The organism is Lacrimispora sp. YZC11 (genome assembly GCF_057543815.1).
Genome location: NZ_BAAJYQ010000006.1, coordinates 387,774 through 408,028 on the forward strand (window position 1 = coordinate 387,774; position 20,255 = coordinate 408,028).

The 20,255-nt window shown below is 41.3% G+C and carries 20 protein-coding genes and 1 pseudogene; all 21 read right to left on the reverse strand.

Annotated features, from left to right (window positions below):
• Window positions 1–28: 28 nt before the first annotated feature.
• The 21 genes and pseudogenes from AC27IJ_RS08080 to AC27IJ_RS08180 all read right to left on the reverse strand — a co-directional run bounded on the left by AC27IJ_RS08080 (window position 29) and on the right by AC27IJ_RS08180 (window position 20,250).
• Complete coding sequence (locus tag AC27IJ_RS08080) at window positions 29–1,291, reverse strand: hypothetical protein (protein ID WP_312442950.1); 1,263 nt, start codon at window positions 1,289–1,291, stop codon at window positions 29–31.
• Entirely contained in the window at window positions 1,281–2,834 is a 1,554-nt protein-coding gene (locus AC27IJ_RS08085; protein ID WP_487148304.1) for a glycosyltransferase family 2 protein, read from the reverse strand. Before AC27IJ_RS08085 ends, AC27IJ_RS08080 begins: the two co-directional genes overlap by 11 nt.
• A gap of 643 nt (window positions 2,835–3,477) precedes the next feature.
• The gene (locus tag AC27IJ_RS08090; protein ID WP_487149031.1) at window positions 3,478–4,902 is read right to left on the reverse strand and encodes a 6-phospho-beta-glucosidase; all 1,425 of its coding nucleotides are present in this window, start codon (window positions 4,900–4,902) and stop codon (window positions 3,478–3,480) included.
• Window positions 4,889–6,310 carry a PTS transporter subunit EIIC gene (locus tag AC27IJ_RS08095; RefSeq protein ID WP_487148306.1) on the reverse strand — a complete coding sequence of 474 codons (1,422 nt, stop codon included), beginning with the start codon at window positions 6,308–6,310 and terminating at the stop codon, window positions 4,889–4,891. Before AC27IJ_RS08095 ends, AC27IJ_RS08090 begins: the two co-directional genes overlap by 14 nt.
• Entirely contained in the window at window positions 6,307–8,169 is a 1,863-nt protein-coding gene (locus AC27IJ_RS08100) for an FAD-dependent oxidoreductase (RefSeq protein ID WP_312501370.1), read from the reverse strand. Before AC27IJ_RS08100 ends, AC27IJ_RS08095 begins: the two co-directional genes overlap by 4 nt.
• Window positions 8,163–8,951, reverse strand: coding sequence for a hypothetical protein (locus AC27IJ_RS08105; protein WP_487148308.1), 789 nt, complete (start codon window positions 8,949–8,951; stop codon window positions 8,163–8,165). The genes AC27IJ_RS08100 and AC27IJ_RS08105 overlap by 7 nt, the downstream gene beginning before the upstream one ends.
• 277 nt (window positions 8,952–9,228) lie before the next feature.
• Complete coding sequence (locus tag AC27IJ_RS08110) at window positions 9,229–10,050, reverse strand: MurR/RpiR family transcriptional regulator (RefSeq protein ID WP_312442943.1); 822 nt, start codon at window positions 10,048–10,050, stop codon at window positions 9,229–9,231.
• A 119-nt stretch (window positions 10,051–10,169) separates the two neighbouring features.
• On the reverse strand, window positions 10,170–10,427 hold the full coding sequence (locus AC27IJ_RS08115; protein ID WP_487149033.1) for an immunoglobulin-like domain-containing protein: 258 nt from the start codon (window positions 10,425–10,427) through the stop codon (window positions 10,170–10,172).
• Between the two features lie 18 nt (window positions 10,428–10,445).
• The gene (locus tag AC27IJ_RS08120) at window positions 10,446–10,631 is read right to left on the reverse strand and encodes a hypothetical protein (RefSeq protein ID WP_487148311.1); all 186 of its coding nucleotides are present in this window, start codon (window positions 10,629–10,631) and stop codon (window positions 10,446–10,448) included.
• Window positions 10,632–10,635: 4 nt separating this feature from the next.
• Window positions 10,636–11,163, reverse strand: coding sequence for a DUF6773 family protein (locus AC27IJ_RS08125; RefSeq protein WP_313256854.1), 528 nt, complete (start codon window positions 11,161–11,163; stop codon window positions 10,636–10,638).
• On the reverse strand, window positions 11,160–11,360 hold the full coding sequence (locus tag AC27IJ_RS08130; RefSeq protein ID WP_312442938.1) for a helix-turn-helix transcriptional regulator: 201 nt from the start codon (window positions 11,358–11,360) through the stop codon (window positions 11,160–11,162). Before AC27IJ_RS08130 ends, AC27IJ_RS08125 begins: the two co-directional genes overlap by 4 nt.
• A 246-nt stretch (window positions 11,361–11,606) precedes the next feature.
• Window positions 11,607–11,885, reverse strand: coding sequence for a hypothetical protein (locus AC27IJ_RS08135; protein WP_487148314.1), 279 nt, complete (start codon window positions 11,883–11,885; stop codon window positions 11,607–11,609).
• Between the two features lie 32 nt (window positions 11,886–11,917).
• Window positions 11,918–12,349, reverse strand: a pseudogene (locus AC27IJ_RS08140) (ABC transporter permease subunit); the annotation flags it as partial.
• 221 nt (window positions 12,350–12,570) lie between these two features.
• On the reverse strand, window positions 12,571–12,885 hold the full coding sequence (locus AC27IJ_RS08145; protein ID WP_312442936.1) for a hypothetical protein: 315 nt from the start codon (window positions 12,883–12,885) through the stop codon (window positions 12,571–12,573).
• Window positions 12,886–12,927: 42 nt separating this feature from the next.
• The gene (locus AC27IJ_RS08150; RefSeq protein ID WP_487148316.1) at window positions 12,928–13,158 is read right to left on the reverse strand and encodes a hypothetical protein; all 231 of its coding nucleotides are present in this window, start codon (window positions 13,156–13,158) and stop codon (window positions 12,928–12,930) included.
• Between the two features lie 72 nt (window positions 13,159–13,230).
• On the reverse strand, window positions 13,231–13,683 hold the full coding sequence (locus AC27IJ_RS08155) for a metallophosphoesterase family protein (RefSeq protein ID WP_312442935.1): 453 nt from the start codon (window positions 13,681–13,683) through the stop codon (window positions 13,231–13,233).
• 122 nt (window positions 13,684–13,805) lie between these two features.
• Window positions 13,806–14,246, reverse strand: a complete 441-nt coding sequence (locus AC27IJ_RS08160; protein ID WP_312442934.1) for a YolD-like family protein — start codon at window positions 14,244–14,246, stop codon at window positions 13,806–13,808.
• Window positions 14,243–15,766 (reverse strand): Y-family DNA polymerase, encoded by a 1,524-nt coding sequence (locus tag AC27IJ_RS08165; RefSeq protein WP_487148319.1) that lies wholly within the window; start codon window positions 15,764–15,766, stop codon window positions 14,243–14,245. The genes AC27IJ_RS08160 and AC27IJ_RS08165 overlap by 4 nt, the downstream gene beginning before the upstream one ends.
• Window positions 15,767–16,300: 534 nt before the next feature.
• Entirely contained in the window at window positions 16,301–16,972 is a 672-nt protein-coding gene (locus tag AC27IJ_RS08170) for a FadR/GntR family transcriptional regulator (RefSeq protein ID WP_313152567.1), read from the reverse strand.
• 123 nt (window positions 16,973–17,095) lie between these two features.
• Window positions 17,096–19,198, reverse strand: coding sequence for an ADP-ribosylglycohydrolase family protein (locus AC27IJ_RS08175; protein WP_487148321.1), 2,103 nt, complete (start codon window positions 19,196–19,198; stop codon window positions 17,096–17,098).
• 62 nt (window positions 19,199–19,260) lie between these two features.
• On the reverse strand, window positions 19,261–20,250 hold the full coding sequence (locus AC27IJ_RS08180; RefSeq protein ID WP_312501385.1) for an ADP-ribosylglycohydrolase family protein: 990 nt from the start codon (window positions 20,248–20,250) through the stop codon (window positions 19,261–19,263).
• Window positions 20,251–20,255 lie beyond the last annotated feature (5 nt).

Sequence of the window (20,255 nt, forward strand, 5' to 3'; positions counted from 1 at the left end):
CAGATCATGTGTCACTTTAAATTTGATTTTATTTTTTTAATATATTTTCGTTATTCTTTAGAAACTTGATTATCTTCAACCAAGCTGACTTTGTATTTTCAAAATCTATATAGTGCTGTTCTACATGTGCGTGATAAAATTCAAGTTCATCTAATATATTGTTAAATTGATCATTCCCAAAATAATTGCAGATCTTCGGAATAACTATCGTTAAGTCTTCTTTCATTTTTTTAATTTCAGCTTCGTAATTATCTCTTTGGGTGATATAAAGCAAAAGCGGTTTATATCTAATCCAGCCTATTGAAGCCTTTAAAAATCTTATTGTAATAGCTCCTGAATCCGCTTTCAATGCTTTTAATTTATTAGGAAGAACTCCCAGAAGCAAATGCTCATAATTTGAGAACCCGTCGTGGAAGGTGTAGCAAGGAACTTTTCTTATACTACATTCACCAATGCAGGTGCTTAAAAAAGTATCTTCTCCTCTTGCTCCCGGCGGGTTATAAAACGGAAATAATTTATCAAGATTTTTGAGGTTAAAGGCCAAATTAGCACCCGAAATAAATTTCATTCCATTTACTTCTTTAACTATTTCAATTGTATCGCTATTTATAATATCAAGGTCGGCATATGTAACACCGCCATCTTTCATTTTTTCTTTTATTGAATCCCAGTTAATAATATCATTGCTTATTGACTCAATGAAAATTCTAAATTCGTCTTCTGAAAGCTTTTCGTTAAAATCCAACTGAGGTATTGGAGAAATATAACCGCAATGATACCCATGTGTCATATCAGCATATTTAATATTGTTAATATGCGTCGATAAAACTTCCTGACCTTTCCAAACAAGACTGTTGTTGATTTTAATAGTTGCTATTGGATATTCATCATCATCAAGGAAAATGAGATAGTCCATTTTGTTTTTTAAAGCAAAATATAATACTGCATTTCTTTTCATCGCATATCCTTCACCAAAAATAAGTTTCGCCTCTTTTAAGGTGATAACATCATTTTCTACCAGATATTGCATTTCATTTGTTATTGCAGAATTACCTAAATAATAAGCGGAATCTACCAATGCCAATATCTCATCGTCCGTAATTTTGTAATCGCTCACTTTTGTACTGTAATACTTTAAGTCATACGCGACAAACAGATGAACAGCAATTTTTTTATTATCAACAAGTCCGGATTCATTCCAGTTGTCAACATAGGTTTTTACAACATTTTTAAAATTTTTTCGTCCTGTTACAAAACCCACGCCAACGTTTATCTTCTTTTTAATTTTCATTCATTTGATCCTCATCCCATTTTACTAAATTGGGATCGGTATCCAGGATGGAATCGTATTGTTCCTTAATTCCATATATAGCATCCGAATCTAAAAGCTGATACCTTTTATACTTTTCAACTCGATCAACCGGCGCTGACCAGCCAAGATGCTTTACTCTGAATTCCAATGCTGACTTAGGGAAAGAGGACGTATTAATAGGAAATCTTCCGCAATGTTGCGCTGCTTCATTCCATTTATATTTAAAATCAGGTTGATATCTCATTAAAAACGGTCTATAAACGTTATGTGCATTCCAATATTCATCTTCTCGATATTGTGTATTATTCCACATATCAAATAGTCTAAAGCAATACAAATCATAGTCCCGGTTATTAATGAGTTCCTGTGCATTTTTCCAAAAATTCTTTTCTAATATTTCATCAGCATCAAGGTTTAAAATCCAATCTGGATTTGTTTTTACAGTTTCCTCCCATTGCTTTTTCCTAAGTTGGGCCTCACTTGCAAACATAGATTTATCATTTTGTATTATATGCAATGGAATTTCTTTTAGTATTGCTCTGCACATATTTACTGTATCATCACAGCTTGCGTCATCTATGATAACAGCTTCATCAATATGTCCCTTTAAACTTTCTAATACCTGTTTCAGATAACGCCCTGCTTCATTTTTCACTATCATGGAAAGAGTGATTTTATTTTCCTCTTCTTTATATTGACGTACAAAGCCAAGGTCAGCTTCGCAATCTTTTACATAATCCTGAACTCCTGCTAAATCCTGTTCTCTGTAAATATGATATGCCGGATAAGTAGTATCAACAAATAGATCAATGCCGAGTACCACTGCACGTATACAGAAAAATCTGTCTTCACCATGTATGGTTAAGTTTTTAATTGGCTTAAAACTAACGCCTTTCACCAATGAGGCTCTGCTTAGCAATGTGCACGCTCCCAACCCACCCACTTCATATACGCCCGGTAACCTAAGCTGGTTTAAAAACTTAGTTTGTCGTATTTCAGCCTCTTTATCACTTAAGACTTCGCCTAATATTTTAGGAACTAAATCATATTCGTCAAACATCCAGACATTCGGCTCGAAAGGTCTATTTTTATGCCATTGAGACCAAAAAACTTCAGAAATTATATCCTTATCTTGAATTTTCAAATGCTCTATTAAGTTAGGATGCAAAACCAAATCGGAGTCCACAAAAAACAGATAATCATAATTATTGTCTATTGCATAATTAATGATATGATTTTTGTAATTTGCTACTTTTAACATTAAGCTGTCGTTCCATAGGTGGGATTCATCATTACACTCATACTCTCCCGGTCCATTACCTCGAATGATAATAACCTTCGAATCTTCTCTTTCAAAGCCAGCTAACAGATGACTGGCTTCATCATCAATATTGTCATCAACAAACATATAGTCAATCGAAATAGTATTCCGCCTAAGATTTTTTAACGATCTTAAAAACTCCTTCAAAATATTTATTTTTTGATAAACCGGGCTGCCAACTAATACTCTTTTTTTATTCAAATAAAGTATCTCGCTTTCGTTTTATTTTATTATTTTTTCTTCGATTTCTTTGCTGCGACTGTTTCTACTGCAATTTCCGGCTGTACAGATACCTCCTTAACCTTTTTCTTCTTTAACAACTTCTTTGGATTTTTATCTCCCATTTAAAATCACCTCTTTTCCCGTTATTCATTTTTTTAGATAAATTTAATTTATTAAAATCGTGATAGTAATACACAATTGCTACCGTGGTCATACTTGCATAGCAGGTGGTTTATTAAAAGATTGCCATATAAATAAAAAAAAGCCACTTTATACAAAGTGACTTTTATTAGCTCTATTTATTTGTATGTTGTTAGCACTCACAACCAGAGAATGCTAACATATCTAATATATCACTAATTCAATATAATGTCAAGTTCGATTCCAAAATTTCAGGTTTGAAAGGTAATTTCATTTTGTCTGCTCTTCATTTAAGTGGATTTTCAAAAAACAGCTTTATTTTCGCTATAAAGTTCCTTAACCCCGCATAGAATCAAGGTTTTCCCGACAGCAAACAGACCGTCTCAACGTAATCCATTTAAGAAAGTATTCAACTAATATTAGTTAAATAGTAACTATGGCATTACGTAAATAAAAGATATGCCATAAGCTTTCATGCTGCTTATACGCTTAAACCATTGGATGCAATTACCTCTTTGTACCAATAAAAGCTGTCTTTTTTCATTCGTCTCAGTGTACCTCGGCCAAAATCATCCCGGTCCACGAATATGTAACCATAGCGCTTGCTCATTTCTCCGGTAGTTGCGCTGACCAGGTCAATGGGCCCCCAAGTAATATAGCCAAATAGATTTACCCCATCCAATTCAACTGCGTCCAATGCTGCTTTGATATGCGCTTTCAGATAATCGATGCGGTACTGGTCATGGATCTTCCCATCCGGCGAAATCTCATCCTTGGCACCAAAGCCGTTCTCAACAATCAGCAGCGGTTTCTGGTAACGGTCATACAGTTCATTGAGTGTAATTCTTAAACCGATGGGATCAATACCCCAGCCCCACTGACTGCATTCCAGATAAGGATTTTTGGCATCACCGTCCACATTGCTCAAGGTTTTCATATCTGGCATATCCGCTTTGGCGCAATGGCTTTGATAATAGGAGAAGGAGACAAAATCTACAGGATTTTCACGCAGGATCGTTACATCCTCATGGGCCATTTGTAACTTTACACCTTCGCGCTCCAGGCGCTTTATTGAATATTCCGGATAATAACCCCTGACCTGAACATCCGTAAAGAAGAAAGCCTCCTGCGATTTCTGCTGGGCACAAAGTACATCTTCAGGGCGGCAGCTGTAGGGATATACGCTGCCGGATGCCAGCATACAGCCGATTTTCATATCAGCGTCTATTTCATGCGCGATTTTGGTGACCAGCGCGCTTGCCACCAATTCATGGTGTGCGGCCTGATACTTTACCTGTGTTTTCTGATCGCCTTCGTGGAAAACCAGACCGGCTCCTAAAAACGGAAGGTGAAGGATCATGTTGATCTCATTGAAGGTGAGCCAGTACTTGACCAGCCCATGAAACCGCTGAAACAGGCACTTGGCATATTGGGCAAACAGTGGAATCATTTGGCGGCTGCGCCAGCCGCCGTACTTACGGATGAGATGGATCGGGCAGTCGAAATGGTTAATGGTGACCACCGGCTCCATACCATACTTTTTGCATTCAAGAAATACGTTTTCGTAGTAACGAAGCCCTGCTTCGTTTGGCGTATCCTCTTCACCGGTGGGGAAAATGCGGCTCCAGGCAATGCTAATGCGGAGGCATTTTAAGCCCATTTCGGATAAAAGCTGTATATCCTCAGGATAGTTTTGATAGAAGTCGATTGCCTGATGCGTTGGATAAAAATGCTGCGCATCAGGGCTAAGCATTTCCATCATACCGGAAGCAACCGCGTACCGATCTTCACCATAAGGAAGTACATCTACATTGGACAGGCCTCTTCCGTCTGCCTCATAAGCGCCTTCACACTGGTTGGCTGCAATTGCACCACCCCATAAAAAATCTTTTTTAAGCATTGGCATTCTCCGTTTCATCATCTAAGAACACGGCCATGTTTTCGTTCTTTACGCCAAGCACGCAGGTAAAGAAGGCAGCGCCGATAACCGCAGCAGCGTATCCAAGTAAATAGGCCAGAGGCTTGGTGTTGACCAGGGCTCCCAAAAGTCCGGACACCATCATTGTTTCCGCGCCTTGAGTTCTAAATAGGCCTAATACAAAACCGCCGCAGGCACCGCCCAAGTTGGCGGCCAGGAACGGTTTCCATAGCGGCAGAGAAATACCGTAGATCATAGGTTCCGAGATACCGAGCAGCTGGGTAAGAATGTTGCCGAGTACGGCAGAACGCAGCTTGCCATACTTTTTCTTGTCGCGGAAACGGATCAGCAGTCCAACCGCAACACCTGCCAGACCTGCACCTGCCAAAGAGGTAAAGCCCTGTAGGCACGTATAACCAACTTCTTGAAGCAGCAAAGTGTTGATCGGCGTAACAATATGATGAATACCCATGGCAACCAGGAAAAGGAAGGTACCGGAAATAATAGCGCCGCCAAGTGCACCAGCATTATAGACCAGCCACAGGATCGCAGTGCTGAGGGCGTCACTTACAATACCACAAATGGGCTGGATGATAAATAACAATGCCAAGCCGGTGATCACAACAGAAAACAAAGCGGGGAAATGTATCTGAAGCGAATTCGGAAGTACCTTTCTTGCGCGTTTTTCAATTTTGGCAGCCAACATACCGCCAATCAGTGCGGCAAATGTTCCGCCCAGGCCGCTTTTGAATTGCAGATCCATGATGCCCATGGAAATGCCGTTTAAGGCGCCGACATTCGTAACGATTGCGCCAATCGCAAGACCTACAAACAGGTTGCCGCCGCGAACCTTGGCGGCCTGCCCGGCAACCGCGATGTTCATGATAGAGAAGAAAGAACCGGCGATCACACTGAGCGCTGCCATGAAAACAGAACCTCCATCTGCAATTCCTGCAGGATTAAACAGCTGGACACCAAAATAGATATAAATATACTGCAGCAGCTTCATAATGCCGTACAAAAGGCCCGTACCAGCAAAGGCAGGAATCAGTGGCGTAAAGATCTGAGAAATGATGGTGAAGATTTCGTTTCTGCCCTTTTTCTTCTGGTTAAATTCCTCTACACGATCTATGGACACCTGAGATTCGCGACCCTGTATTTTATGGATCTCCTGGCAGGCCGCCTCCGCCTTTCCAGGGCCTAAGATCACTTGGGGATTGCTGTCATCTCCGGCCAGTCCCATGACGCTCTGGATTGCCTGCAGCTTCTTCCTGTCTACCAGTGACGCATCATGAACAGTCAGCCGCAGACGGGTCATGCAGTTCCCTACTTTCGCAATATTATCGATACCGCCCAGGCCTTCGATAATTGCCGTAATGTTGATCGTGTTGCTCATAATTTTCTTTCTCCTTTATTTTTTCTCCATTGTATATAGTTTCGTAAACTTCCTGTCATATCATGTAAGCAGTCAGGATTGCTCTTCAGTGTGCAAGATACAGTAAATTGGGGAGCCAAAACGATTTCCTCTACCTCTTGATAAATGCACCGGTGCAAGTCCGGGTGGTAATCGGCAATTGTAAGCAGGGCACGAACCAGATGGCTGACATATTGGAATCGATAATCCTGCATGTGACCGATAAATTTATCAAAATGTACACTGTCGTTTATAAAGGTTTCGTTTTGCTGCAACATATGCAGCAGTGGTTCACTTACCTTGGCATTGTGAAGCCTGCCCAATGCGTAAACGGCACTGATTCCTCTTAAGGAATTGTACGATTTACTGGTTTGCGGCAGATAGCAATCTCTTCGCTGTGCCGTTTCGATCAAAATCGCAAGGCCTGAATCATCCTCACACAAAGCCAATACCAATGCGCTGTTTACCTGTAGATTGATATTGTCTTGGCTCAGCCAGCTTTTTAATGCCTCTGTGATCCGCAGCTTCCATGCAGCCAACATCGCAAGACCCGGACTATCGGATAACAGGCCCTTGCGGATCTGTTCCGTTGTTAAATCAAAATAGGGGATCTGTTCGCGTTCAGGCGGGGGATTGTCTTTTAATACATAATGATTTTGCCAAGAAAGGCAGCCCGTTTGAGTAAGCCTCTCCTTCAATGCCTGGTACGGCACATCCTGCAGCGGAAGCCCCAGGCAAAGTGCCTCTTCCACAACTGTTGCTGCCGCTTCACCTGATTTTTGACAATCGCGCATCATTCGCGTATGTGAAGCCATGTCGTGATCCAGCGATAAAATTCGCCCGGCTGCGATCACGTTGTCCAGTGCTTTTGGAATCATCACTTCTTTATCAATTGGTACCGAAACCAGTGTGGACCACATACTAAGTCCAACGACCCAATCGCACAGAGTCTGGCTTTCAAAGGCCATATCCTTCACATGGTTATCAATATTAGCACTGGAATAAAATAACGGCTCTGCAGTTTCCTGGTTTTGTATCACCTGATCCATGCGCAGCAGCCGGATCCCATTTATGGCAAATCCTTCGCGAATCCCTAGCAGAGGAGACATCCCCATCGTGATTTGACCTTTCTTCCAGGTGCTGTAAACGGGGTTGTTTAACGATGCTATGATGTGGCTGGCATATTCTTCTGCTCGCTCCTGGCGAACATAGCCCGCATCTATGTTATCAAAATTTATGCGGCAAGTATCTTTTTCGAAAAACTGCCGTACATTGGAAAATGGCTGTGACAGGCCATCGAATTCTCTGCCATTCTTTTTGGCTGATCCAGCCATTCGGCACAGGGCCGCTTCTGCTGAGGCGTCAATAAAGTAATCGGCGGAGACTTCTTTCAGTCCGAAAGGGGTGAGATACTGAATGCCTGCGATTGTTCTTCCATCCGTATATACGCCGGTCAAAGCAGAATCAAAGCTGATTTGACAGTTTGTATCCTCCAATTCTTGTTCGTACACATACATACGTATCAGCGGATGAGACCCAAACACATCCGGAAGACGATACTGCTTTTTTTGTTGCTCGATCCGTGCGTCGTACGTTTCATAGATCCCGCCGGTAGAGCCCTGATAGTAATGGAACATGGCCCCGCTGTGCACACCGCCCAGAAAATTCTGCTTTTCTACGATCAGAACGTGCCGTCCTTTTTTAGCAAGGTAGATTGCCGCTATGCTTCCGGCGGTACCGCCCCCGAGAATGACAGCATCATAATGTTTAGAAAAAGAGATATTATCTCGTTGTTCTTTTGCTATTTCTCCATGTTCGAGAATCTGTTGAAACATCAGCATAAGTAATCCCTCCAGAATTGTTCCCCACGTTCCATAGCATGCAGTAGATCATCCGATAGGCAGGAACACAAAATGAAACCATTTGAATCAGAAAGAACAGATGACTGCTTGCCTCTGACGCATATCCGATCCGCTGCCTTCAGCAATAGATCGTTACTGTCAGTTTGCGTGCAAGAAAACAGCTCGAGGGCTTGTTTTCGCAGTTGCGGATATGACATTTCCGCGTCTACCGGCATTTCCAGAATGTAATATCCGCCAGTTGGAAACTCATGAACAGTGGCATGGGGGCAGATCACCCGGTCCTGGCCGGCTTTCCAGATCAGAAGGTTCAGACTTTCGGTTACCATTCCATCAACGGCCTGCTTTACAAATGTTTCGGTAGTGTCTACATAATTTTCTGCCTGTACGTGATAGATCTCATCCCGGCAGATGCCTGTAAGTGTGAAGTGATCCATATTTCGCTGACTGGATAGGATCGAAAAATCGAACAAGATCTGTAATTTCTGGCTTTCTGCATATCTGCCCAGGGCGGGCATCCCTTCGGTAATGGCCAGTTGTCCATCCTGAACAACTGATGGGTACTGTTTCATGACGGCCCAGAATTTACGGGCGGACTCTCCCTGTATCGTTCTTTCTGGCATGGGATCGGCTCGCATACTTGCAAAAAAATCACTTGCCAGCTGGTTTCCCCGATCCACAATCAGAGTTCCCTCTGGATCACATGAAGCTATTGCCAGCCCAGCCATAGTCGCACCATTTACAATGGTCTTATATTGTTTCAAAATTTAGGATCTCCTCTCTATATTTTTGCGTTTCTGTTGACAATATTATATAATTTTCACCAGTGCACTGCAACGCTTTGGGACCAGCTTGTTCCTTATCTCAAAAGTCGGACTTTATACCTTTATTCGTGATTTATCACAGAAACATTAGATAATGAAAGAGGATCAAAAAAAAGCATACCCCGAAGGATCTGCTTTATGAATTGATATCTTTCCGATCGACCAGGCGCTACGTAGCGTGTGGTTAGTAATGACGGAGGTTGCGCTGCGGCAATCACTACTCCAATTGGGGAACGCTGGTGGATTCCGGTAGAGCTTTTTCTTGTTCTGTTCTCATATTGGCTTTATACTGCTGATACTGTAAAAACAATGTTTCAATGGCAATAAAATATCCTACGGCAGACTCGGTCCGATAGCCGTGATACTCTGAATAAAATTGAAAGTCCATCGTGTGTACATAGATGTTTTCATCGCAGATCGAGGACAGCATATTGTCCTTTAGGCGGGTGATCGAAATCACAGGAACATTTCTTGCACAAAGGTTCCGAGCGAAGTCTAATGCAGTCGGTGTTTCGCCGCTGAAAGAAATGATAAAAACCAGGTCTTGGGGGGTAACGTTTTTTAACAGGAACGATAATTCACTCTCCCCCTGTATGCTGATAATATAATCACCGCTGCACTGGAACAATCGCCGCATTTCCCGAAGAACGTTGTTTTGCATATTGCCCGTGCCATAGGCGAAAATGTGCTTAGCACCGTAAATCATCTGGTTGATCTTGGTAAAGTCTTTGTTTTGCATCTCGGTAACGATCTGGTGATAGAGTGTAATCAGATCTTTCGGATCGTTGATGTAATTCGTAGACTTCTGTTTATAATCCATCCTCAATAAGATCTTCAATTCTGCGTAGCCGCTTAATGAGAGCTTCTGAGCGAAGCGCAGCACCGTTGTGCGTGACACATTACAGGCGTCAGCCAATTCATAGATGGTGTAATCACAGCAAGCTTTTCGATGAGTTGAAATGTATTTCCAGATAATAAGGTCAGTTTCTTTCAGTTTATGATAATTCTTATTGACAAGCTCCTCAATTTCGATAACCATAGTTGCATTCCTCCTTAGGATCAGATGGGCCATAATCATATTATACTATGCATTAGAGCTAATACAACATAAATATACGAACCGAAAGATGAAGCGGGAGAACTGTACTGATTAAATACCTATGAAATTAAAAACTCTGCACTAATAAAATATTCTTTAGAAGTTTCCTGTTGCGGTTCAATTCTAAAACTTTTTATTATTCGATAATGGCCGGCAGATAATTTACCATATAATATCTCAAAATCAGTACTCCACGGTAAACTATCCCCCTTTTTTAATTGATACCCTATTGAAGTAAACATGATGCCGTCCTTAACAGGTAAAGAATACCATCTTTGACCCTTCTTTATTTCAAGGATATAATCTGCACCAAATATTGCCGGATCATCAGCAGATTAATTTATATTCACTGTGATTTTTGTGCCTTCCACACTTTGCACCGCCATAGTTATTCCACCAAAATCCTCTAATACTAAACTGCTTTCAGACCTTTCTGTTGCTGCTTTATTATTATATATAATCACATAAAATATTATGAAAAATAAAACAACAAAAGCAAAAGTTAATCTATGTTTTTTCATTTTCTCATCCATTCTTACTATTCTGTGATGATTTTACAAAGTATTCGTCCTGTTCTTTTTCGTCTAACTGCTTTTGAATTTTTGCCTGTCTTTTCTTGTTCAGATAATTAAGGCAAGACATTACAACAAAAGTTGAAATGGTCGCGCTGATAAAAGTAACTGCCAATACGGCGATAAAATAACCGATACCATCTTCCTTATATTTTTCTGCGTACTGTGTATAGTTTAAAACACCGTTAATCACAGTTACTACAATTCCAGCTACTATACTGTTCACAAGGGGAATGACTTTAGACCGTTTACCTTCGCCGTATATGTCAAGTCCCAAGGTCATGTACCGTATGGTCATGTATAAGGACATACCAAAAAAACATATAACCTCAACGGCATATTGTTTAAACGGAGCGTTAAACAGGTATTGTTGAACGAGTATTGAACCGAGAAGCACTATCATTAAAATACCGTATGCTTCACTATTTATTTTACGGCGTAGTGCTACAACTCTTTCGTCTTGCATATTTTGTATTTTCATTTCGATTCCTCCCAAAATAAATCATTTAATGTTTTGCCAAGCTCCTTACAAATCGATATGCAAAGGTTTAGTGTGGGGTTATATTCCCCTGATTCTATCAGCCCGATAGTTTGTCGGGTTACGCCTACGGCTTTTGCCAAGTCCTCTTGTTTCATATCAACTTCCATTCGGGCGATTTTCATTCTCTTGTTCTTCATAGAATGCCCCCTTTCATAGTCATAGGGTACATCATATATTGCACAATGTCAAGTATATATTGCATTTGCCGTTGTGAAATTTTTATCAGCATCTCCTAAATCAAATAAAAAACCCCGCCAGAGCAGTTCTAAAGGCTCTTGCAGGGTTTGTTTTCTAAGGATTATAAAAATTCGCTACACATCGCATTGTAGTCATAATTATCTTTTGTAAATATTATATCCTGGTTATTGCCTTTTGGAAATTTATCAATTTTCCTCATTGTCTCCTTTTGTCCTGTCCGTTTCTTCCTCCCCCGGACGCACATATTCCCTCCGAAGCAGCTTTTTCACAGACCATCCCACAAGCAATGTACCAACCACAAGGAATATGACCATAGCTGCCACTTGAACCAGATTTCGGACCCCGGAAGACATTGAAAGCTCCGTTATCATTTGGTACCCAAGATAAACCAGATAGCCGCCGCCCACAAGCCGCAGGATCAGGGTGCTCTGAGGCGGATTAGAGGAACCTTTCTTCTCACTCATTAGTATTCTCCTTTGACATAAATTTCTTTCAGCTATTTTTTTCTCTTTGATAATAAGTCTATCGTAACTGCCCCCAAAAGTACAGCACCTTTTACGATTTTCTGGATATCGGTGGACCAGCACAAAATACCCATGATAAATGCGCCGACAACGGCTCCGATAATCGTGCCCACGCCTCCGGTGGTCGCGGCTCCTCCGATATAGCAGGAGGCGATGGCATCCATCTCAAACTGATCTCCCGCCTTGGGAGTTGCGGAAGCGTTTCTGGCGGAGAGAACGATTCCGGCAATGGCGCAAAGAATGCCCATATTGGTATATACCCAGAAAAAGACTTTTCCCGTATTGATGCCGGAAAGCTTCGCCGCTTTCGCATTGCCGCCCAAGGCATAAATCTGCCGCCCTGCCACAGTTCTGCTTGTAATGAAATGATAGAGGGCAACCAACGCGCCCATGATAACCAGAACGGTGTCGTATGGAAAATGGGCCAGAAGTAACCCGTATATTTTAAAGGCATGTGTTTATATATATATAGCTGTTTCCTTTTTCAATCTGTGAAAGGCGCTTCCTTATGCCCCCTTCCCATATCCTGACAGTTACTGTAACTTTATTATTCCCTATCTCTGGAATAGTACTATTTTTATAGTCTGCCTTGTTTGAGTCGTATTTAAATCATCTTATACTCTTACTAAAACTGGATTGGTGCTGGTATTCCTGCTTCCGGAAATAAGTAAATAAAAATTGTCAAAAATATCTGTATCACAGCAAAAAATACAAACAAATATTTAATGCCATGTTTGAACTTTGAAAAGGGAAGCAGCAGCCAAATAGATAATAAAAAGCAGATAATAGAAATGATAGCACATATTCCAAATGCAATATAAATATTGATTTGACCTATCTTTCCTATCAGTTCAGTAAAAAAGAGCAATAAATAAATACCTTGTAATAATCCTGTTAAAATGGCTATTTTATTATTCTTAGTTCCATCAGATTTCAACACTCTATGCCTCCAGAAATGTAAATTTTGCTACTTAACTCTTTCCTATTCATTTGTTTCGCTATTTTTTTGCAACTTCAACTTGTATTCACCAATTCCACTGTAAAAATATATTTCATCGCAAGATTTACTACTTGCTACCCCAACTTTTAGTGCCATTATATCACCTTCTTCGGATATTGAGTAATCAGATATCATCACACATGCTATTTTTCCTCCAGTACTTAGAAACAGCAAACCGATTACTATTACTAAAGAAAGTATAGCAATATCCAATTTTCTTTTTCACTGATAATCCTCCGAAAATACAATTTAATTTATATAAGTTACAGCATTTTATATTCTTACTCATAAGGGAATCATCACTTTTTCGTACTGGTAGTGCCCTGCATCCACAGTCATACGGCACATTGTAATTTCCAAATCAAAACGCCGTTTACCGCAGCTACCGGGATTGAGAAACAGTACTCCCTTTATAACTTCTGCAGAATATTTGTGGGAGTGACCATAGACCACCACGTCAACATTTATTAAGTATTTTGGGATATCTTTCTTGTTATGAACGATGAAGAATCTCACGCCTTCAATTGTGACGGTAATGCTTTTTGGCAGGGCTTCTGCCCATTCTTTATCGTTGTTGCCACGCACCACATAGGTCTCTCCGAACTGTCGTATGGACTCGACAATGTATGGTGTGTTGATATCACCAGCATGAATGGAGCAATCAGCTTCAGCAAGTTCAGCTATAACAGGCTCTCGTAATAGACCATGAGTATCGGATAAGATTGCAATCTGTTTCATGAAATTCTCTTTCTTAATTTTGTTAATAATCTTAGTGCTTATAAACAATTATACTCTCAGACAGGATTTTATAATTAACCTTTGGTTCAAAACCACTCGATAAAGTCCTATTTATCCGTTAATCATTCATCACACGAATGGAATACCAAAGTTTCGAATATCTGCCCGTCTATGCTAATTATTTCATCAATGGGGATCACTATGCCATCGGTCATTACGACAATCCGTTCATATTCGTCTATCTTTTTAGCCGCACTGATAGCAGTAACATAGGTGCCGCCTTTCTTCTTCGCATCCGGCTGAAAATAGGTGATTGCGATTTCGGGATGCTCTTTAAGCCGGTCTGCTATGATTTGCAGCTTATTGCTCAAAGCGTCCTTCATGGATTCGTCCAATTCTACTCTCTCATCAGTCAGCCTTGCGGTTTCTTTAATGGCGGCATCATAACCGGTCAGTGCAGCAAAAGGGGAAAACTGAGCTGCCCGGTCAATGGCTGCCATATGAGGGTGTGCCGCAGAGACATGATGCGGTAGATGGATGATGTCGTCATATGTTTTCGTCATGCCTTGTGTCCTCCAATCTGCTTATTCCGATCTACTGTGGTAGCGCCTTCCTCCAGATTTATACCCTTTAAGATGGCGTTCTTGCCATATTTCTTTTTTATCTCCAACATTGCGTTCTGCATACTTTTCTCTCGAGCAAGCCCGGCTTCTTCCTCTTCTTTTTTCGCCTGTTCAGCAGCGTAATCCGTAAAGAGATCAAGCTGTTCAAAGTCATCTGGCTTTTGAACGTTTTTCTCATCCACAACATGATTCGCTGTGATGTTGACTCTCCTGACCAGGAGATTTTTGTCAACAATACGCTCAAACAGCTCTGTGATGGCCTCCAGGATCAATTTTGTAGAGGAGGTCTGTCTGCCAAGATTTGCCGTACCATGTGCAGATTTCGGAAGGTTGCGTCCGTAGTGGTCAGTGGTGATTGCCCCGTGGTATGATTTCTTTATCTTCGGGTTTGTCAGATTTTCAATATCATATCCGACTGTCAAAACAAGCTGGTCGGTCACAAGCTTTTTATCCACCAAATCAAGTACCAGCAGATCGGTCATTTCCCACACGATCAGCTTCGCTTTATCAAAAGTATAGGCACTTTGCAGTACCTGCCCCGATCCAATACTGTTTGTACTTGGCTTATACGCTTTAATATCGGCAATCGTGCATGGCTCCCACCCCCACGCATGGTCTATCAACAGCTCTGCATTGATGCCGAACAGCTTGTACAGTAGATCCTCGTTGTAATAATCGGTGGGCTTACCGAGAGAGCATCTTGCAATATCTCCCATAGTAAATAGGCCTTGTTCTTCCAGCTTCGTGGCATATCCTCTGCCAACACGCCAAAAGTCTGTTAGAGGCCGGTGTGACCACAGCAAGTGACGGTAGCTTATTTCGTCCAATTCAGCGATCTGCACGTCGTTTTGATCCGCCGGAATGCGTTTTGCCTGAATATCCATAGCGATCTTGCAAAGATACAGGTTTGTGCCAATTCCCGCTGTTGCTGTAACGCCTGTCGATTTAAGAACATCCAGAATCATTTTCGTTGCAAGCTCACGGGCAGAAAGATTGTAGGTGTTCAGATAATCAGTGGCATCAATGAATACCTCGTCAATGGAGTAGACATGTATATCTTCGGGCGCAATGTACTTCATGTAAATATTGTAAATCCGCGTGCTATACTCTATATAATACGCCATTCTCGGCGGAGCAACAATATAGTCCAGCGAAAAACTAGGTGTGGATTTCAATTCAGTATCACTGAAAGAAACACCGGAAAAGGCTCGCCCTGGTGCTTTGCGTAGTCGTGCTGCATTTACTTCCTTGACCTTCTGCACGACCTCAAACAGCCTTGCTCTACCGGGAATGCCGTAAGCTTTAAGGGAGGGAGAGACGGCGAGACAGATGGTTTTTTCGGTACGGCTTGCATCAGCGACAACAAGGTTAGTAGTCAATGGATCGAGCCCTCGTTCCATACACTCGACCGAAGCATAGAAGGACTTCAAATCAATTGCGATATAGGTTCTGTTCTTCATTCTTATTCTCCGATTGCCTCCTTAAAAAAATTTGCTTAACAATTTCCGATGTTATTAATTATAGCAAATATTTAAATAAAATATAGCATTGAATGTTTATAATTATTTATTTAAAATTCCATACCCCTTCCCACCCACGCCCCAGGAACATCACTCGCCTATTACGGTTAAAAATGATTCTTTGCCCTTTCCACGATAAAAGCGGAAGAAAACCCATCCGGTTTCTCTTCCGCTCTTATTTTTAAACTCCTCTGACAAATTCCGGCACCTGCCGATATATTCCCATCTCATCCAACTGATATTTCTGCAATAATTTCTTTGCCGGTCCAGACTCTCCGAACACATCCTGGATTCCTAATTTCTTCACCGGCACCGGGTATTCTTTGCACACAACATCACAGTCAGCGCTTCTTACAGAAACCAGACAAACTATACTTTTTGTATCTTAGGCCACTAATTCTACCTTTCATCAGCTTGGAGGTTTACACAATCTTTGAAAGACTCCCGTTAATTTTTTGCAGCAGAATTTTACTCTCAATCATTTTTAATATTTTGTAATACATTTTCAAGATGGCTTACCACTGCTGCTTTTGCCTTTTCTTTATCTCTTTCCTTAAGAGCTTGAATTATTTCACAATGCTCTTTATATATCTCCTGTCTGCGGTTTGTATTCTTAGTTGTATGGGTAACAACCTCATCAATGATATCATAATAGGAATCAATAAAGTTCATAAATATCGCATTATGGGAAAGCTCTGCAAGACGATAGTGAAAATAGTGATCGATGGAACGCGCTCCTTTTTTCTTGTCTGTTTCTGAAATCAAATCATATAATTCTACAATCTCTTCATCCGATGCAGTTTCAATGATTTTCTCCACGGTCCTTTGTTCTAAGCAAATACGCATTTCAATTAAATCGCTATAAGTACCTTCTTTTAGTGTAATTCCAGCAGAAACATTCAAAATTTCTGAAATGTTCGGATTAACAAATGTACCCTCTTTCGGCTTTCTACAGATATAATTTCTTGCTTGTAATATCGTCAGGGCTTCTCTTAGAATTCCTCTGCTTACGCAGAATTCATCAGCCAAATCAAGTTCATTTGGTAATTTATCTCCAGGTTTTAAAGTACCGTCTTTTATCTGTTCCATTATAACCCGTACAACTTTATCTGATAGTCTTTCATTCTCAATTGGAGCAAAACCCATATTGATACCTCGCTTCATCTCTAACTTAACATTTAAAAGGTCTGACACATTAATTATACCTGAATTAATAGATAAGTCAACGAATTGCGTCGACCTCTATCTTGCCCGGAGTGGAACTGGCCACTAAATCTCCATAATTTCAAAATCACCGAATAATGTTCTCCCCATGCCAATGGAACCACAGCCAAACATACCGTACCGGAAGCTGTCATCTTTCATCTCTAATATTTTCTCATCATCTATGGACAAGGTAATCATATCACCAACTGCTTCCAGAGTCAGTTTATAAGTAGTTCCATGTTTCCAGGCAAAATCAGTTTCTATCATTTTTTTATAACCAAAATCATTTTTATAAATTGCTGCTTTACCTTCTTCTGAAAATCCGGCAATATATCCACGCATTGCACCTTGGGCACGGATTTGTAATAAGTGGCTTTCCCCATTGATGGGAGTAACCGGCGCTGCCACCCTTACATCTTTTGAAAAATAATTACCGGCATAGGCAAAGGCTGGTTCACACCTCATTAGAGACAGCGCATTTCCGTCTTTCCCCCAGGCTCCATGATCAACAGAAAATGGGGTGATTGTACCAAATTCATTTCGCTGCTTTGCGATTTTAACAGTATACTTGCTTTTACCTGTAATAGAAAATTCATCTAAGTATAAAAATCCCAGGGTTTTGGCTTTTGCAATGGAATAGCCTTCGATTACAATACCTACTTCATCAATTAAATCCCCGTCTACCTCCGGTATCGCAAAGGTCACGTCAATCCATTCCCCCTGCACTAATTTAATATATCCCTGTAAATGCTCTTTCTTATCGCTCATGGAACGAACATAAGGCGCTATCCCAAGTGTTTCCCAGCCATTCCATTGATCCAGATAAAGCTTCATAGATACTGTCTGGCCCGGATATACCGTAGGTGTAAATACTGGCATATAACGTTCATCAGAAAATTCATCCCGGCGGTAAAAAGGTTTATAGTACAGCTTACACTGATTTCCGCGTGTCATCCGATCGACTAATATCTTTAGCGAACCGTTTCCTTTATATGCTACATCGGTGGAATGGCTTGCAGTACAATAAAATGAATTTGATAACCGCATATTATGGGTAGATCCCGGCAGTTCAAAATCAAAATGAACTTCTCCTTCTTTTATACTATCAAGAAGGGAGACCGGGGCTTCTTCCCCGGCCAGTCTGTAACCCAGCAGAGCAACCTCTTTCGCGTAAGTAGGTACATCCAGATTATTCAAATAACCGGAAATTCCAGATAGAATAATGCCATCATTCATTGGCTTGCGATACTTTTCCGGCAGTCCTTCGATCCCGCACATAACACCCAGCACGGTTCCTACGTTGCCTGCATTACAGTCTGTATCCCAGCCGCACATGGTCGCAATTTCTACTGTCTTTGCAAAATCTCCATTCCCATATACCATGGATAATGCACATACACCTGCGTTCGGTATAATATGGCAGACACCGCCATATTTATCATACCCCCAATCACGTAACAGCATGTTATAACAATCCCGCCAATTATCATTTTCCTTGTGAAAATCAAGCACTGCATTTACAACCTTTGCATATAAGCTATGGTCAGGGATTTGTGATAGCCCTACATGAATAATTTCATGGATATCCTGGCATCGGAAGGCATGGGCTATGCATGCACAGAAGAAACGGGCACCATAAATTCCTTCTCCGTCATGGGATACACTGGCGGCACTCTGCCCGAATTCGGCGGCTTTGTCCGGCTGGCATGGATTTACCAGTCCCCAGGTATCAATAAATATCTGGCCTCCAATCTGTTCTGCAAGCAATTGACCATTTTGATTCACAGACCCGGATTGCGGTGCAGGAATACCATGCTTTAAGTTTAAGTAAGCAGTATGCTCCGTACTGATGCCATAGCCGCCCCACCAGAACATGCCAACACCCTCACGGGCATAATTCAGCCATGCCCTGGCAACATCCTGGGGTTTTAAATTACCGTCTTTTGCATCGTCATATAAAGCCCGAAGAAAATAAACCGGCCCATTCACATCATCATCTGCAGCAAAGTTTTTAAAGTCTTTTACATAATCCGTGATTTCACCGTATGTATTTAAAATACGTTCATAAGTCCATATCGTCGGCTCTACAGGAGCCCCTAAACGGATACCAATATTCATCCCCAAAAATCCGGAATATACCTTTTCCAAATATTTATCAGGTATCATATTCTCATTCTCCTTTGATAACTATGACCTGTCTGTCAATCAGACAGACAGGCCATATGATATTATTTAATTAAGGCTGCTAATTTGGCTGCGCGGTCAAAGATATCAATTCCTTTTGTAAAGCTTAAACAGGTTCCGGATGGATATCTGGTTTTTTGCAGCCACTTCTCCGGTATACCTTTTGCACCGTATTTCGCTCCAAGAACGGCTCCGGCCACAGCTCCAATGGTATCTGCATCCCGTCCGAAATTGCCGGCGAGAATCAAACCTGACTTAAAACTGCTATGTTCTAATTTCAAGCATCCAAATACTTCCGGTAACGCTTCCGCCACCGTAGAACGGTGTGTAGAGAATAATTCATAATGCAATGGCATCCAGGCATCTGCAATATCACCTTTTGCATCATCTACGATCTGAAAGGCACGTAATAATGTTTCCTTAAACCAGGACTCTTCCGGTGCTGTTTTTAAAACAGCATCTAATATTTCGTCCATGTCAGCATCAACCATTGCCAGGGATACTGCAACGGCAACGGACTGTGCTCCCCAGACACCATCCATATGATGGCTTACGCTGGCATCAATTTCCGCCAGTCTGGCTGCTCTTTCCGGATCACCTGCGCATAGGATACCAATTGGACCGCTTCTCATAGCAGCTCCATCGCTTAAATAGTAAGCATTGAATCTTCCTGATTCCGGCGGTCGCATGCCCCTCCGCAGATTATTGCATGCTTCCACTTCGCTGACACCGCCACGTTTCAGCTCATCTTCTGTTGCCACATGTCTTAACCACATATTTACTACATCTTCTGAAGTAAAGTCACCACCGGCTTCAATCATAGTTTCAGCCGTCAAAAGGGCAAATTCCGTATCATCCGTACTCCAGGAAGAACCTTTATTAAAATCTGTAGTTATTCCATAATCTCTTTGGTTTTCCGGGCTTCTTGCAGCATCACCGAAGGAGTCACCGATCGCTAAACCACATAGTGAACCGATTGCTTTATCCAGTGTAACTTCTTTATTTTTAATCAGATATTCTCTTGTTAACATCATACGTT

Coding starts and splice junctions, on each gene's coding strand:
- AC27IJ_RS08080 (WP_312442950.1), bottom strand. CDS start 1,291: ATGAAAATTAAAAAGAAGATAAACGTTGGCGTGGGTTTTGTAACAGGA.
- AC27IJ_RS08090 (WP_487149031.1), bottom strand. CDS start 4,902: ATGCCAATGCTTAAAAAAGATTTTTTATGGGGTGGTGCAATTGCAGCC.
- AC27IJ_RS08095 (WP_487148306.1), bottom strand. CDS start 6,310: ATGAGCAACACGATCAACATTACGGCAATTATCGAAGGCCTGGGCGGT.
- AC27IJ_RS08100 (WP_312501370.1), bottom strand. CDS start 8,169: ATGCTGATGTTTCAACAGATTCTCGAACATGGAGAAATAGCAAAAGAA.
- AC27IJ_RS08110 (WP_312442943.1), bottom strand. CDS start 10,050: ATGGTTATCGAAATTGAGGAGCTTGTCAATAAGAATTATCATAAACTG.
- AC27IJ_RS08120 (WP_487148311.1), bottom strand. CDS start 10,631: ATGAAAAAACATAGATTAACTTTTGCTTTTGTTGTTTTATTTTTCATA.
- AC27IJ_RS08125 (WP_313256854.1), bottom strand. CDS start 11,163: ATGAAAATACAAAATATGCAAGACGAAAGAGTTGTAGCACTACGCCGT.
- AC27IJ_RS08130 (WP_312442938.1), bottom strand. CDS start 11,360: ATGAAGAACAAGAGAATGAAAATCGCCCGAATGGAAGTTGATATGAAA.
- AC27IJ_RS08135 (WP_487148314.1), bottom strand. CDS start 11,885: ATGAGTGAGAAGAAAGGTTCCTCTAATCCGCCTCAGAGCACCCTGATC.
- AC27IJ_RS08155 (WP_312442935.1), bottom strand. CDS start 13,683: ATGAAACAGATTGCAATCTTATCCGATACTCATGGTCTATTACGAGAG.
- AC27IJ_RS08160 (WP_312442934.1), bottom strand. CDS start 14,246: ATGACGAAAACATATGACGACATCATCCATCTACCGCATCATGTCTCT.
- AC27IJ_RS08165 (WP_487148319.1), bottom strand. CDS start 15,766: ATGAAGAACAGAACCTATATCGCAATTGATTTGAAGTCCTTCTATGCT.
- AC27IJ_RS08170 (WP_313152567.1), bottom strand. CDS start 16,972: ATGGGTTTTGCTCCAATTGAGAATGAAAGACTATCAGATAAAGTTGTA.
- AC27IJ_RS08175 (WP_487148321.1), bottom strand. CDS start 19,198: ATGATACCTGATAAATATTTGGAAAAGGTATATTCCGGATTTTTGGGG.
- AC27IJ_RS08180 (WP_312501385.1), bottom strand. CDS start 20,250: ATGATGTTAACAAGAGAATATCTGATTAAAAATAAAGAAGTTACACTG.